This is a genomic window from Nocardioides sp. JCM 18999, from assembly GCF_055391175.1.
The window spans coordinates 2,502,055-2,514,525 of sequence record NZ_AP043887.1; the positions used below are offsets into that span (position 1 = coordinate 2,502,055).

General features: G+C 65.6%; 20 protein-coding genes. All 20 read left to right on the top strand.

The genetic code is table 11. From position 1 onward, the window contains the following. The first annotated feature begins 25 nt into the window (after nt 1-25). The 20 genes from ACZ5J1_RS12265 (at nt 26) to ACZ5J1_RS12360 (ending at nt 12,403) form a co-directional block, all read left to right on the top strand. A complete protein-coding gene (locus ACZ5J1_RS12265; protein WP_464559157.1) occupies nt 26-394 on the top strand; it encodes a hypothetical protein in 369 nt (122 codons plus the stop codon). Further along, the gene (locus ACZ5J1_RS12270; RefSeq protein WP_464559159.1) at nt 394-915 is read left to right on the top strand and encodes a hypothetical protein; all 522 of its coding nucleotides are present in this window, start codon (nt 394-396) and stop codon (nt 913-915) included. Before ACZ5J1_RS12265 ends, ACZ5J1_RS12270 begins: the two co-directional genes overlap by 1 nt. Next, nucleotides 912-1,568 carry a hypothetical protein gene (locus ACZ5J1_RS12275; RefSeq protein ID WP_464559161.1) on the top strand — a complete coding sequence of 219 codons (657 nt, stop codon included), beginning with the start codon at nt 912-914 and terminating at the stop codon, nt 1,566-1,568. The genes ACZ5J1_RS12270 and ACZ5J1_RS12275 overlap by 4 nt, the downstream gene beginning before the upstream one ends. Next, a complete protein-coding gene (locus ACZ5J1_RS12280; RefSeq protein WP_464559163.1) occupies nt 1,561-1,914 on the top strand; it encodes a hypothetical protein in 354 nt (117 codons plus the stop codon). The genes ACZ5J1_RS12275 and ACZ5J1_RS12280 overlap by 8 nt, the downstream gene beginning before the upstream one ends. After that, entirely contained in the window at nt 1,911-2,291 is a 381-nt protein-coding gene (locus tag ACZ5J1_RS12285; protein ID WP_464559165.1) for a RusA family crossover junction endodeoxyribonuclease, read from the top strand. The genes ACZ5J1_RS12280 and ACZ5J1_RS12285 overlap by 4 nt, the downstream gene beginning before the upstream one ends. Nucleotides 2,292-2,351: 60 nt before the next feature. After that, nucleotides 2,352-3,452 carry a DNA polymerase III subunit beta gene (dnaN, locus tag ACZ5J1_RS12290; protein ID WP_464559167.1) on the top strand — a complete coding sequence of 367 codons (1,101 nt, stop codon included), beginning with the start codon at nt 2,352-2,354 and terminating at the stop codon, nt 3,450-3,452. 2 nt (nt 3,453-3,454) lie between these two features. Next, complete coding sequence (locus ACZ5J1_RS12295; RefSeq protein WP_464559169.1) at nt 3,455-3,793, top strand: hypothetical protein; 339 nt, start codon at nt 3,455-3,457, stop codon at nt 3,791-3,793. Next, nucleotides 3,790-4,497 carry a hypothetical protein gene (locus tag ACZ5J1_RS12300; RefSeq protein WP_464559171.1) on the top strand — a complete coding sequence of 236 codons (708 nt, stop codon included), beginning with the start codon at nt 3,790-3,792 and terminating at the stop codon, nt 4,495-4,497. The genes ACZ5J1_RS12295 and ACZ5J1_RS12300 overlap by 4 nt, the downstream gene beginning before the upstream one ends. Next, nucleotides 4,497-5,360 carry a hypothetical protein gene (locus tag ACZ5J1_RS12305; protein ID WP_464559173.1) on the top strand — a complete coding sequence of 288 codons (864 nt, stop codon included), beginning with the start codon at nt 4,497-4,499 and terminating at the stop codon, nt 5,358-5,360. The genes ACZ5J1_RS12300 and ACZ5J1_RS12305 overlap by 1 nt, the downstream gene beginning before the upstream one ends. After that, on the top strand, nt 5,357-5,770 hold the full coding sequence (locus ACZ5J1_RS12310) for a hypothetical protein (RefSeq protein ID WP_464559175.1): 414 nt from the start codon (nt 5,357-5,359) through the stop codon (nt 5,768-5,770). Before ACZ5J1_RS12305 ends, ACZ5J1_RS12310 begins: the two co-directional genes overlap by 4 nt. Nucleotides 5,771-5,833: 63 nt before the next feature. Then, nucleotides 5,834-6,052: a hypothetical protein gene (locus tag ACZ5J1_RS12315; protein ID WP_464559177.1), complete on the top strand. Its 219-nt coding sequence runs from the start codon at nt 5,834-5,836 to the stop codon at nt 6,050-6,052. Then, nucleotides 6,052-6,429 (top strand): hypothetical protein, encoded by a 378-nt coding sequence (locus tag ACZ5J1_RS12320; protein ID WP_464559179.1) that lies wholly within the window; start codon nt 6,052-6,054, stop codon nt 6,427-6,429. Before ACZ5J1_RS12315 ends, ACZ5J1_RS12320 begins: the two co-directional genes overlap by 1 nt. Nucleotides 6,430-6,520: 91 nt before the next feature. Next, the gene (locus ACZ5J1_RS12325) at nt 6,521-6,769 is read left to right on the top strand and encodes a hypothetical protein (RefSeq protein WP_464559181.1); all 249 of its coding nucleotides are present in this window, start codon (nt 6,521-6,523) and stop codon (nt 6,767-6,769) included. Next, nucleotides 6,769-6,933, top strand: a complete 165-nt coding sequence (locus tag ACZ5J1_RS12330) for a zinc finger domain-containing protein (protein WP_464559183.1) — start codon at nt 6,769-6,771, stop codon at nt 6,931-6,933. Before ACZ5J1_RS12325 ends, ACZ5J1_RS12330 begins: the two co-directional genes overlap by 1 nt. Before the next feature lie 69 nt (nt 6,934-7,002). Beyond that, nucleotides 7,003-7,992: a helix-turn-helix domain-containing protein gene (locus ACZ5J1_RS12335; protein ID WP_464559185.1), complete on the top strand. Its 990-nt coding sequence runs from the start codon at nt 7,003-7,005 to the stop codon at nt 7,990-7,992. Nucleotides 7,993-8,055: 63 nt separating this feature from the next. Then, nucleotides 8,056-8,328, top strand: a complete 273-nt coding sequence (locus tag ACZ5J1_RS12340) for an HNH endonuclease (RefSeq protein WP_464559187.1) — start codon at nt 8,056-8,058, stop codon at nt 8,326-8,328. Between the two features lie 99 nt (nt 8,329-8,427). Beyond that, nucleotides 8,428-8,733, top strand: coding sequence for a hypothetical protein (locus tag ACZ5J1_RS12345; protein WP_464559189.1), 306 nt, complete (start codon nt 8,428-8,430; stop codon nt 8,731-8,733). Then, on the top strand, nt 8,687-10,162 hold the full coding sequence (locus tag ACZ5J1_RS12350; protein ID WP_464559191.1) for a hypothetical protein: 1,476 nt from the start codon (nt 8,687-8,689) through the stop codon (nt 10,160-10,162). Before ACZ5J1_RS12345 ends, ACZ5J1_RS12350 begins: the two co-directional genes overlap by 47 nt. Before the next feature lie 107 nt (nt 10,163-10,269). Further along, nucleotides 10,270-11,559 (top strand): phage portal protein, encoded by a 1,290-nt coding sequence (locus tag ACZ5J1_RS12355; protein ID WP_464559193.1) that lies wholly within the window; start codon nt 10,270-10,272, stop codon nt 11,557-11,559. Beyond that, complete coding sequence (locus ACZ5J1_RS12360) at nt 11,546-12,403, top strand: VG15 protein (protein ID WP_464559195.1); 858 nt, start codon at nt 11,546-11,548, stop codon at nt 12,401-12,403. The genes ACZ5J1_RS12355 and ACZ5J1_RS12360 overlap by 14 nt, the downstream gene beginning before the upstream one ends. Nucleotides 12,404-12,471 lie beyond the last annotated feature (68 nt).

Here is a 12,471-nt window from a genome sequence, read left to right on the forward strand (position 1 = left end):
CATCGCCAACCTTCGCCTATTCAAGGTGACCACCTGGGATGAAGACTCCAGCGTCACCTACTCGCAGGAGGAACGAGAGCCAGCAGCGAGCATCGCTGACGCCAACATCAGCACCTCGATCCGAGAGGACGGGGCCGAGTCCCACGCCCTCCTGATCGACCTCGACGTCCCGGCATGGCTCGTCCCTTCATCAACGCCCGGCCACTCGCACCTGTACGTCGACGTCAAGATCCCGACGCCGACCTACTACGCCCTCCTGGACGCGCTCGCCGATGCAGGAGTGATCCAGCGCGGCTACGCGAACTCCTCGAAGCACCGCGGAGGCACCGCCCTCCGACTGCCGTGGGTCAAGAAGCCGACCACGGCATCCGCCAACGAAAAGGACGCCTTCTGATGGACCTCACCAAAGCCCTCGCCCCCAAGAGCGACCAACTCGACTACGCCGACCTCGAAGGACTGCCCCCGCAGATCTACACCATCACCGAAGTCAGCGAGAACGGCACCGAGCTCGCCGACCAGCAGCCCGTCAACATCCGCCTCGCCGAGTTCCCCAGGTGGTGGCGACCCAGCAAGGGCATGCTCCGCGTCCTGGCCGACAACTGGGGCAAGGACACCAGCCAGTGGGTCGGACGGCAGGTCGAGCTGTACGGCGACCCGAACGTCTACTTCGGCAAGGAGAAGCGAGGCGGTACCCGGATCAGCCGGCTCTCCCACATCACCGGCAGCAAGACGACGCTCGTCAACCCCCGCGGCGGGAAGGGCGCGTACTGGGTCGTGAAGCCGCTGCCCGCTCCCGTAGTCGACCCCAACGAGGCCCGGATCGCCGCCCTCCGCACCGAGTACACGACCGCCACCCCCGACCGCCAGGCCGAGATCGTCGCCGAGGTCAACAAGCTGAACGGAACCGACTCATGAGCGCCGAAGACATCGCCGCCGCGCTGCGGTTCGACCCGCTGGGCGAGGCCGAGCGCCTCACGGGCGAGTCGTACAAGGAGGACCAGTTCACCTCGGACCTCGGTCTCTTGCTCGCGCTTGAGCACAACGCCAGGAAGGCCCGGCTCCTCACCGACACGAACGACTCCTACTTCTCGATGGACTTCATCCCCACCCTCGACCTCTACGCAAACCTCGGGTTCACCGAGGTCTACCGGGAGGAGTTCGCCGGCAACAACGAGAACACCGAGACCTACGTCATCCTCTGGCACCCGGACGGCATCCTCGCGACCTGCGAGTCCTACGCCAGCACCAGCCGCAACTCGACGAAGGTCTACTACAACTACCGCCACAACGGCGTTGGCTACCCGGGATACGGCCTCACCAGCAGCGGCTCGATGCACGGTGACGTCTGGGTTGGTGACCACGACGCCCGCGAGGGGATCCGGCACAACCTGGACGCCCTCCGGGCCGAGGGCAACTTCCTGCCGACGTGGGTGGAGCGTCCGTTCCTATGGCTCCTGAACTACTCGGAGACCAAGGGCGACTACGACTACGAGGCCGTCAACGCTGCCAAGATTCAGGCCCTCCCCGTCGCGGTGCAGAAGGCGATCCAGGGAGGCAGCGATGTCTGACACCGCGTTTACGGGTGAGAAAGACGACCCCATGCTGATCGGCAAAGAGCACGCCGCCGACCGCCTGCTGAGGAGTCAGAAACTGAACCTCGGCAGCCCGTACCTGCACGGGGAGGAGCCGCCGAGCCCGAATCAGGTGTCTGCCGTCCTTCACGCACTGGCCGATCACACGCTCAATGAGCGCATGGTCGGACCGCTGGTCGAGGAGATGGGCCAGGACCGTGGGCACCTCGGCCCGTACTGGGCGCAGACGTCTGGGCTCGGTCGATTCCTGCAACGCATGGGTGACTGGATCGAGTACCGGGAGCCGCGCAAACGTTCCGCTAAGCCCAAGGGCGAAGGGTGACCGTCGAGCTGGTGATGTCGATCCCCAAGGCGCTCTGGCTCACCTCCAACCGGCACATCGCCAACCGGGCCTACAAGCAACGAATCGTCCGGGACCTCCAGCAGCTCGCCGCCGTGCGGGCCGCTGAACTTCCCCCGATCACCGGCCAAGTCGAAGCGCTCTGGACCGTCCACTACCCCAAGGGCGTCCGCCTCGACGTTGGGGAAGCATCCAACGCCCAACCGACCACCAAGGCCCTACTCGACGGCCTCGTCAACGCCGGACTCATCGAAGACGACGGACCCCGATGGATCCTCTCCGAGAAGTTCCAGCGCGGCCCAAACCTCGACCGGGCCAGCGACCACGAGATCCACCTCACCCTCGTCAGCCCAACCTGACCAACATCCGCACACCGAAGCCGCCCCAACCGGGCGGCTTCTTCCGTTCCAGGAGCACCCATGAAGTTCACTGCAGACAGGAAAGCGCTGACCGAGGTAGTCACCTGGGTCGCGCAGGCCGTCCCGGCCCGGGTCAAGCATCCGACCCTCGCCGGGATCCGCATCACCGCCAGCCCCGACCAGCCCCTCGCCCTCTCCGCGTTCGACTACGACACGTCGCACGCAGCGGTCGTCGATGCATCCGTCTCCGATGGCGGCGACACCTTGATCCCGGCCGTCTTCCTCAAGTCGATCCTCGGAAGCCTCGCCGGCAGCGAAGTCACCATCACCGCCGAGGGCCAGCGATGCACCGTCGAGTCTGGGCGCTCGAGGTACGCGACACCGACCCTCGACCTCCGCGGCTACCCCGCACTCCCCGACGTGCCGGCAGAGGTCGGGACACTCGACGCCGGCGAGCTCCTCGAACTGCTGGGGGGCGCCGCCTGGGCTGCCGGGTCCGACGAGATGCTCGCCGCACTCACCGGGATCAAGCTCGCCACAGACGGCGACCTGTACGCCTACGCCACCGACCGGTTCGTCCTCGCGAGCTCATCCACCCCCTGGGCTGGCGAGCCGATCGACGCCCTCGTCCCAGCGGGTGCGATCAACGCGGCAGCCAAGGGGCTCACCGGGCTCGTCACCCTGCACGCCGACGACCGGGCCTTCGCGCTCACCGCCGACGGACGAACAGTGACCACCCGCCTCCTCGACGCGGAGTTCCCGAAGATCGCGCGCCTGTTCCGAGACACCACCACAGACGACGTCACCATCACCGTCGAAGCGAGCGACCTGGCCGACGCCTGCAAGCGCGCCCGACTCGTAGCCGAGGGCAAGGGAGACGTCCGCCTCGCCCCCGTCGAAGGCGGCATCTCGATCTCGACAGCCGCCACAGAGAGCGGAGAAGGGCTCGAGCACGTCGCCGCCAACGTCGAAGCCACCAGCGACTGGCGGTTCGCGATCGACCCAGTGAAGGTGCTCGCCGCCCTCACCTCGATGACCAGCGACATCACCCTCTCAGCCCGACGCCTGCCATCAGGCCACTGGGACTCCGTCGTCATCCAGCAAGTCACCAACCCCCGAACCACTGCCCTCGTGCAGCCCCGACGCATCCAAGGAGCCTGACCATGACCACAGCAACCAAGACCGGCCCCTGCCAGTGCGCCGTCCACCAGGCTCACCGCGCCAAGTTCGGGGCCAGCGAGCCCCGCATCGGCTGGCTCTCGGCCCACCTCAACGACGGCAAGCGAACCGGATTCAAGCCGGGCGACAAGGTCCAGTTCAGCGACGGCTACCACCACGCCCCCCTCATCGGGGAAGTCCTCGGCGCCGGCCCCGCGAGGTCCGAGCTGCTCGTGACCTGCGACGGCAGCGAGTGGATCATCCGCCGTCAGATCCCCCTCACCATCGGCAAGGTCACCGCCCGCGTCATGAAGCGCGACAGCCTTGGCCGGTTCACCCGATGACCCAGCCAGCCTGCACCAACCGCTGGGCCATGTTCGAGGACATCACCGACCCAGAGGAGATCCAGAGGGCACTCAACATCTGCTCGACCTGCCCGATCCTCAGCGCATGCAAGACCAGTGACCCCGGCCCCGGATTCGACGGCGTCTGGGCAGGCACCTACTACACGGGCGGCATGGCAGGCCGATCCCACCCCGCAGAACCAATGGCATGCGGATCGTGTGGAGAGGCGTTCTACACCCCCAACCGAAACCGCCGGTACTGCTCCTCCGCCTGCATCACGGCCGCCGACCTCGCAGCACAGAGGGCCAAGCGCGCCAAGGAACGGAAGGTGCGCGAGGAACGGCCCAAGCCGCACAAGGCGCCAACCGTCCAAGAAGCCCGCCAGCAGGAAGCCGTCACCGACTATCGGACCGGGCTCGCGGTCTGCGTCACCTGCAAGAAGCAGCCACGCGCCTACGGACGCGGGCGGCACTGCCTCGAATGCCACCTCGAGCACCAGAAGCTGAGAGCCAGGATCCACCGTCGACACAAGGGGTCCTGCGAGGACTGCGGAACCCCGGTCGACCTCACCTCGAGGCGGTGCCGGTCATGCCACGCCACGCAACGCAACCGTGCCCGCGCCAAGCCCACCTGCGCCGACTGCAACACGTTCATCACCGCTGGCAACACCCACTGCGAACGACATCAAGAGGAGGCCGCCTGATGGCACTAGCAAAAGTCAGGGCACTCCACCCGGACTTCTTCTCCGACGACGACCTAGCCGAAGTCAGCATCGCCGCACGTCTGCTGTTCGCCGGCATGTGGTGCTTCGCCTGCGACAACGGGCACCTGCGCGACAGGTCCAAGCAGATCAAGCGCTGGGTGTTCGCCACCGACGACGTGAACGTCGCGGACCTGCTCCGCGAGCTGGCGGATGCGGAGGGCGACCTGATCGTCCGCTCCGATGGCTGGATCGTCATCCCAGGGTTGGCGAAGCGGCAGCGGATCGACTGGAGGTACTTCAAGACCTGCGAGCGGACGGGCTGCGAGAAGCCAGCCAAGAAGGCCAAGGAACCGGATTCTGAGCCTGAAACCCTGCGGGGCCACGCGAGCACACTGCGGGAAAGTGAGCCCCGGGCACCAAAACCCGCCACTGATGGTGATGGTGATGGTGATGGTGATGGTGATAGTAGAAGTACAGTCCGTCGACCAGGCGCCACACCGGCACTCATCCCGGTGGCAGCCGCTACCGCGGCAGCCGTGACCCAAGCAGCCGAAGACTTCGACGCCTTCTGGGACACCTACCCCCGCAAAGTCGGCAAACCCAAAGCCCGAAGCGCCTGGATCAAAGCCGCCAAGACCACCAGACCCGCCGACATCCTCAGCGGCGCCATCAGGTACCGCGACGACCCCAACCGCACCGACGCCTTCACCGCACACCCCACCACCTGGCTCAACCGCGCCGGCTGGAACGACGAACCACTCCCCACCCGCATGCCATCAGGGCGGAACAACGAACGCACCGCCCTCTTCGAACGGCAGATGGAACGCGCCATCGAACGCGAACGACAGATGGGAATCCAATGACCCCAACCGAAGCAGCCACCCTCGCCCGCTACATCGGCGCCCACTTCCCCCAACAGCCCATCGACGAGTTCACCGGCGACGCCCTCGGAGAACTCCTCGCGGCCTACCCGTTCACCGACGCACGCCAAGCCGTCCTGAACATCGCTCTACGCGGCGAACGGTGGTGTGCCCCATCGGACGTCCTCGCCGAGGTGAAACGGATCCGAGGCCGACGCATCGCCGAGCATCCACCCGTCGAGCCGCCACCCAACCTTGACACGAGCCAGTACAGCGCCTGGCTCGCCGCGACCCGGAAGCGCATCGGAGACGGCGACCAGATCGAGCCCAACGCGTTCGCCGGCGAGCTCGTCTCCAAGCCGAAGGCGATCGAGGCCGTCATCGCCAAGCTCCGTGCCGACCTCACCGCCTGACCCACCCGAACAGGACATCAGCCCCCGGCCAACACCGGGGGTTTCTTCATCCCAGGAGCAGCCATGACCACCACACCGATGACCACCATCGCCCCCGACGCCAACAACGAACCCACCCTCTGGACCGTCAACCTCGACCCCACCGACGGCATCACCCTCACCGCACCCCCGATCGCCATCCTCCGACTCGCAGACCTCCCCGACCACGTCACCCACGCACTCGAGACCGGCTACAGGTTCCGAGGCGCCTACATCCCCGCACACGAGATCGAAGGCCTCTGATGACCAACACCAACACCACGCCCGCGGGTGAGTATCCAGCCCGGACGCGCACCGACTACGGCCTCCGGTTCGACTGCGAGAAGAACGGTTGCGCCGAGCCCTGCTTGCCCGTCGCAGACGTGATGCCTCGTGGTAACCAGCAGCCCGTGGTCGAGCGCGTCAACGGCCACGCCGTGACTGCCGTGGAGCGCACAGTGACCTATTCGGAGTGGTCCGCCGTTGAGCAAACGCCTCTGACGCATGGCGAGCGCAGGACGTACCAGGCCCTCAGGTCCCGAGGGTTCTCGCATGAGGATGCGCTCAGCGATGCCCTCGACGGGGTTGACGTTCACGACGTGCGAGCGGCACGCAAACGTTCCGTCGGGGGTGAGTCCTGATGCGGCTCGTCTGGTGTGTCCTCTGCCGCCGCAACCTCTGCACCATCGGCTCGTTCCGATGCCTCTGGTGCATCGACCAAGGAGCAACACGATGACCGAGAACACCACCCCGACGGGTGAGGAAGCAGCCGTTTTCGCCGACGAGATCATGGACGCCGAGTGGCCTCGGGTCATCCTCGGAGAGGTGCTGTTGGCTGAGGTCTGTGTCGCCTGCGGCGCGCTGGTGTTCCAGGGCTCGGGGTCTGAGCGGACCTGGCGGGAGCAGCACGTCATCAGCCTGCACAGCGATCCCGGCTGGGTGTGGGCGGGACCGCGCTTGCGTTCCGGGGCGGAGGAGTGATGGTCGCATGGCTCCAGACCGTCCCGTGCCCGAAGTGCGGGGCCAAAGAAGGTGACCGCTGCCGGTCACTCACCACCAACCGGACCACCGACACCCACCTCGCACGCATCGACGCGTACTACACCCCGAAGCCCCCACCCTCCGGCCAGGACCCCACCACCTAACCCACAACCACACACCACACAGCCCCCGCGCCCACCAGCCGGGGGTCTTCCGTCTGCCCAGGAGAACCAGTGACCACCAACACCCCGACCTGCAGCTACGACACCGACCACGGATGGCTCACCCCCGGCGACAACCCCCGCCCCTGCGCCGAAGACCACTGCGGCCTCCAGCGCACCCCCTGCGGACACCACGTCAAGCACACCGCCGGCACCTACACCTGCCCCACCTGCATCGGCCGCACCCGCACCGACCTCACCACCATCAAAACCCTCTACAACATCGACCTCGTCATCGAAGCCCTCAACGCCGGCGTCAACAGCGAAGCCGCCAACCTCATCGGACCCGGCAGCATCGGCTGGGCCGGCCGAACCGAAACCGAATTCGAACAGCGCGAATCCGTCGACTGGCGGCGCGGCCTCTGCTCCTGGCCCCGAGACCACGAAGCACCCGCACTCCACCCCTACGTCGTCCTCGGAGACCTCGACCTCTCACTCCGCGACACCTACGGCCCTGTCACCGAACTCGAGATCACCGTCCCCCGCGCAGCCGACTACCTCACCGGACTCCTCAACGGCACCTTCCCCCACGAAGACCAGTTCGAAGACGCAGCCCTCCGCATCCGCCGACTCCGAAGCCACATGGAAGCCGTCGCCCACACCGCACGCCGAGCCGAACGCGGACACCACTGCCCCACCTGCACCCACGAACTCGCAGGCACCAACACCACACCCGTCCGCCTCCTCAAGAACTACGCCCGAGGCTCAGGCCTCGACGTCATCGCAGGGAAGCTCGACACCTGGCACTGCGCCACCAACCCCGCTCACTGGTGGACCGACAGTGACTACCGCGCCACCATCGACGCACTCACCCGCGAACACGTCCGAGAGGGGCACTGGATCACCGCCAACGAAGCCGCCGAACGGTTCAACATCAAGACCTCACGCCTCCGCAAGTGGGCCTCCCGAAACCAGGTCAAGAGCCGATGGATCGCCGAGCAACTCCGCTACAACGCGGAGCAGATCGACAAGTTGCTTGCCAATGAACCCGCAGTCGGCTAATCTCGTCACTGAAGGTGCCCGAGACATGTGTCCGGGTGCCTTCGGTGATTTCGGGAGGCGTGCATGAGTAAGCACCCACGGAACACAGCCAAACGAGACCGAGACCGAGCCGCCATCAAACGGACCGGCGCAGGCTGCCACATCTGCGGCAAGCCCATCGACTACACCCTCGACTGGCTCAACCCACTCAGCTTCGTCGTCGACCACGTCATCCCCCTCGACAAGGGCGGACCCGACACCCTGGCGAACAAGAAGGCCGCACACCGCGAGTGCAACTCCAAGAAACGCGCCCGCCTCGTCGCCCCCATCGTCAGACGCTCCGGATCACTCGACTAACCCCCAGGGGGAGGACCCCTCCCCCACCCAAGCCGAGGTACCTCCGGGGCTAGGCGTGATCTCTCCCCACCATTTTTCCACGCAGGGCAGGTGAGCTGCATGACCCGCAAGGCTCCGCTCCGTGCCGTCACTGAGGCCGACATTCCTGGTCCTCCGCCGACTCCGAAGACGGTCACGTCTGCTGCCTCGGGCGGTACGACTCGGGAGCTGCTTGTTGCGATGCGTGACCGGGTTGCGAAGACGGTTGAGAACGAGAACACGCCGGCTCGTGATCTTGCTGCGTTGTCGAAGCGCCTGATGGAGATCGTTCGGGACATCGAGGCGATCGATGCCCGCGAGTCTCAGGAAGCGAGCGACGATGGCAGCGAGGTCGAAGACGGCGACTTCGACGCCTCGGCTGTCTGAGTACGCCCGCAAGTTCACGTTCCCGGAGGGGATCAAGAAGACCGTTTGGCCTCGGATCGAGGCGAAGGGCAAGGAACTCGATCTCGGGTTCGACTGGTGGCAGGCGCAGCTCGGGACGGTCTGTCTCGGGTACGGCGCCGATGGGAAGTACGTCGCCACGGTCGGCGGGATCGGGCTATCGATCCCCCGCCAGGTCGGCAAGACCTACTTCGTGCTCGCGGTCCTGGTGATCATGTGCATTCTGTTCCCTGGGCTGCAGGTCGTCTGGACGGCGCATCACCTTCGGACGTCGACCAAGACGTTCACCTCGCTGCGTGGGATCTGCCGGCGCAAGAAGGTTGCTCCGCATGTGCGGGCGATGCGGGCTGCGAACGGTGAGCAGCAGGTCGAGTTCATGAATGGCTCGATGATCATGTTCGGCGCTCGGTCGCAGGGCTTCGGTCGTGGGTTCGATGAGATCGACGTCGAGGTGTTCGATGAGGCTCAGATCCTCGACACCAAGGCGCTCGAGGACATGATCGCGGCGACTAACCAGGCTCGTCATGAGCATGGGGCGCTGCTGTTCTTCATGGGTACTCCTCCGCGTGAGTCGGATCCGTCTGAGGCGTTCTCGCAGCGTCGGTCTGAGGCTCATGCGGGTGAGGCCGAGGATGCGATCTGGCTTGAGATCGGGGCTGACCCGGCTTCTGCTCCGGATGATCGTTCGCAGTGGCCGCTGATGAATCCGTCGTTCCCGGATCGGACGCCGCTGGAGTCGATGCTCCGGCTGTGGAAGAACCTCAAGGACGAGGACTCGTGGAACCGTGAGGGCCGCGGGATCTGGGATTCGCAGGGCGGTTCTGCGGTCATCGATGAGCAGACATGGGCTGCTGTTGCTGATCCGTCGTCGATGGCGATCGAGAGCAAGTCTCTGGCGATCGATGTCGCCCCGAATCGGTCTGTCGCTGCTGTCGCCTTGGGTGGCATGCGAGCGGACGGGCTGTGGCATGTCGAGATCGACGAGCACCGCAACGGCACCGACTGGGTTCTCCCGTGGGTGAAGCAGCGGTGTGAGCGCAACGAGATCAGGGCTGTCGTGATCGACGCGATGTCGCCGGCCGCTTCGATGATCGATGAGCTCCAGCGTGCCGGGATCAAGGTCACGACCACGTCGGCGAAGGACATGTCCGCTGCGTGCGGTCAGATCTTCGACTCAGTGATCCAGTCCACGGTCAGGCACACCGACCAGCCGCAGCTCAACGTGTCGCTCTCGAGCGCCTCGAAGCGTGACATGGCCGGTGGCGGTTGGGCGTGGAACCGCCGGGGAGATGCCTCGGACATCACTCCGATCGTCGCCTCCACTCTCGCCCTGTGGGGCGCACGAACCACCAGTCCAGTGAAGCGACCAGTACGTAAGCCGACAGGCGGAAGAAGGGTGGTGACTGGCTGATGGAGTCGATCACCATCCTTGACCTGGAGCACTTCGAGCAGAACGTCTTGGACGAGCTTGTCGTCCAGTGGCGGTCCAAGCGGAACCGGAACGCGATGCGTGCCGGCATGTACGACATGAAGAACTCGACCAAGAGCCTCATGTCGTCGACTGCTCCGCCTTCGGTGAAGAAGCGCGCCTACGTTCTCGGCTGGTCCGCGATGGCCGTCGACAAGCTGTCGCGGCGTTGCAACCTCGAGACCTTCGATGACGCTGCCGGGAACGATCTCGACGAGCTTGGTCTGTCGCAGTACATGCGCGACAACCGTCTGGTCAGCGAGATCAGCCAGACCGGAACGTCTGGGCTGATCCACTCGGTTGCTTGGCTCGTCACGACTCAGGGTGACGTTCAGGCGGGTGAGCCGGAGGTCTTGACGACTGGCCGTGATGCTCTGTCTGGCACGGGCTTGTGGGATCCGCGGCGCCGTCAGCTTCGGGCGTTCCTGTCGATCTCCGACTTCGACGACCTGGGCGAACCGATCGCGATGGTCATGTACATCAACAACCTGAACGTCATCATGACGAAGGTTGGCGGGAGTTGGACGGTCACCCGACGCTCGCACTCCTACGGCGTCCCCGTCGACCGAATGGCGTTCAAGCCACGCCTCGGCCGCCCGTTCGGGTCCTCCAGGATCACCCGGGCAACGATCTCTATCCACAAGCAGGCGTTGGCCGCGATGATCCGCGCCGACGTCAACGGTGAGGCCTACTCTCTTCCCCGCTACGCCCTACTGGGGGCCGGCGAGGAGGCGTTCAAGAACGCTGACGGCAGCCAGAAGCCGACGTGGCAGGCTGCCTGGGATGCGATCTGGGCGATCGGTGACGATCTCAGCCTCGCGGACACTCCACAGTTGGCGCGGGCTGACATCAAGCAGTTCCACGGGCAGTCCCCGGAGCCCCAGAACGCCCACCTCCGCATGCTCGCTCAGGTGTTCTCTGGCGAGACGAGCATCCCTCTCGGCGAGCTCGGCATCCTCGGGGACTCGAACCCGACCAGCGCCGAGGCACTCATGGCGTCGCGGGATGACATCATCGCGACCGCTGAGACCACCACTGACGACTGGTCCCCCGACGTCGCATCTGCCGCCACTCGTGCGCTGAGCATGATGAACGGCGGGAACCTCCCCTCAACTCTGGACATTCGACCGCGCTGGCGCCCTCCGCAGTACGTCTCCCGGGCTGCTGCTGCTGACGCTGGCTCGAAGATCATCGACAAGTACCCCGCCTTGGCCGACACCGAGGTTGGGATGGAACTTCTAGGCCTCACCGCGGACCAGATCCGCCGTGCGAAGCTCGACCTCAAGGCCAACGCCGGCCGGGCACTCTTGAACCGGATCCTGCCGAGTGGCAACGCCTGAGCAACAGTCTCGCGCTGGTCTCGAGCTCGTAACCAGCGCCGCAGTCTCCGCAGTCCAGGATCAACTCACCGACGACGTGAGTCAGACGGCCCAGGTCTTCTCGATCCTTGGCCCAGCCGTGGTTCAGGAGTACGGGAACGCTGCCGCCACCTTGGCACTGGATTTCTACGACCAGGCCCGGGAGGCGGCGAACGTCGTCGAGTTGTTCACGCCCACGCCGATCGTTCGGGTGCGCGAGGACTACATCGTCGGGAACCTGGCCGGCTGGGCGTTGGAGCCAGTTCGGCTTCCTGAGCCCGACGTCGAGCTGACGTACTCCCGGATCGCCGAGGTGATCCAGTTGGAGACCGCACGGGCGTACAGAGAGACGACGACCGAGAACGCGAAGCGCGACCCCGCCGCAGTCGGATGGAAACGGATCGCACGCACTGACGGTTGCCCGATGTGCCAGATGCTCGCCGACAAGGGAGCCGTCTTCACCAAGGCAACGGCACGGTTCGCGGCCCATCCTGACTGCAACTGCACCGCGGCGGTTCAGTTCAAGAACGGCGAGGTTGGACCGCCCGCGAGTGTCATGCAGTACGTGGCATCGCAGCGGAAGCGGACGCCGGAGCAGCAGTACGTCTTGAAGAAGTACCTCCACGAGAACTTCGGAGCCCCGGAACCTACGATTCCGGACTCGATGACGTCCGCGGCGAAGCGCGCAAGTGGGGCCGGCGGATTCGCGAGTCTCACCAAGGCGCAGGTCGAGTTGCAGATCGGGATCACCGAAATGTTGAAGCCGACCGAATGGCGAAGCAACCAGCTCGCACGTCTCCGCAAACGCCTCGCGGAACTCACCTGATCTACCCCGCCCTCGCGGGGGTAAGCGCCACGGCGGCGCTCAACGCCGGAGCAAGAAACTGACGAGTT

What these genes read in the sequence shown, in the direction of transcription:
- ACZ5J1_RS12270 (WP_464559159.1), top strand. Translation starts at nt 394, where the DNA reads ATGGACCTCACCAAAGCCCTCGCCCCCAAGAGCGACCAACTCGACTAC.
- ACZ5J1_RS12275 (WP_464559161.1), top strand. Translation starts at nt 912, where the DNA reads ATGAGCGCCGAAGACATCGCCGCCGCGCTGCGGTTCGACCCGCTGGGC.
- ACZ5J1_RS12280 (WP_464559163.1), top strand. Translation starts at nt 1,561, where the DNA reads ATGTCTGACACCGCGTTTACGGGTGAGAAAGACGACCCCATGCTGATC.
- dnaN (WP_464559167.1), top strand. Translation starts at nt 2,352, where the DNA reads ATGAAGTTCACTGCAGACAGGAAAGCGCTGACCGAGGTAGTCACCTGG.
- ACZ5J1_RS12295 (WP_464559169.1), top strand. Translation starts at nt 3,455, where the DNA reads ATGACCACAGCAACCAAGACCGGCCCCTGCCAGTGCGCCGTCCACCAG.
- ACZ5J1_RS12300 (WP_464559171.1), top strand. Translation starts at nt 3,790, where the DNA reads ATGACCCAGCCAGCCTGCACCAACCGCTGGGCCATGTTCGAGGACATC.
- ACZ5J1_RS12305 (WP_464559173.1), top strand. Translation starts at nt 4,497, where the DNA reads ATGGCACTAGCAAAAGTCAGGGCACTCCACCCGGACTTCTTCTCCGAC.
- ACZ5J1_RS12310 (WP_464559175.1), top strand. Translation starts at nt 5,357, where the DNA reads ATGACCCCAACCGAAGCAGCCACCCTCGCCCGCTACATCGGCGCCCAC.
- ACZ5J1_RS12315 (WP_464559177.1), top strand. Translation starts at nt 5,834, where the DNA reads ATGACCACCACACCGATGACCACCATCGCCCCCGACGCCAACAACGAA.
- ACZ5J1_RS12320 (WP_464559179.1), top strand. Translation starts at nt 6,052, where the DNA reads ATGACCAACACCAACACCACGCCCGCGGGTGAGTATCCAGCCCGGACG.
- ACZ5J1_RS12325 (WP_464559181.1), top strand. Translation starts at nt 6,521, where the DNA reads ATGACCGAGAACACCACCCCGACGGGTGAGGAAGCAGCCGTTTTCGCC.
- ACZ5J1_RS12330 (WP_464559183.1), top strand. Translation starts at nt 6,769, where the DNA reads ATGGTCGCATGGCTCCAGACCGTCCCGTGCCCGAAGTGCGGGGCCAAA.
- ACZ5J1_RS12340 (WP_464559187.1), top strand. Translation starts at nt 8,056, where the DNA reads ATGAGTAAGCACCCACGGAACACAGCCAAACGAGACCGAGACCGAGCC.
- ACZ5J1_RS12345 (WP_464559189.1), top strand. Translation starts at nt 8,428, where the DNA reads ATGACCCGCAAGGCTCCGCTCCGTGCCGTCACTGAGGCCGACATTCCT.
- ACZ5J1_RS12350 (WP_464559191.1), top strand. Translation starts at nt 8,687, where the DNA reads ATGGCAGCGAGGTCGAAGACGGCGACTTCGACGCCTCGGCTGTCTGAG.
- ACZ5J1_RS12355 (WP_464559193.1), top strand. Translation starts at nt 10,270, where the DNA reads ATGTACGACATGAAGAACTCGACCAAGAGCCTCATGTCGTCGACTGCT.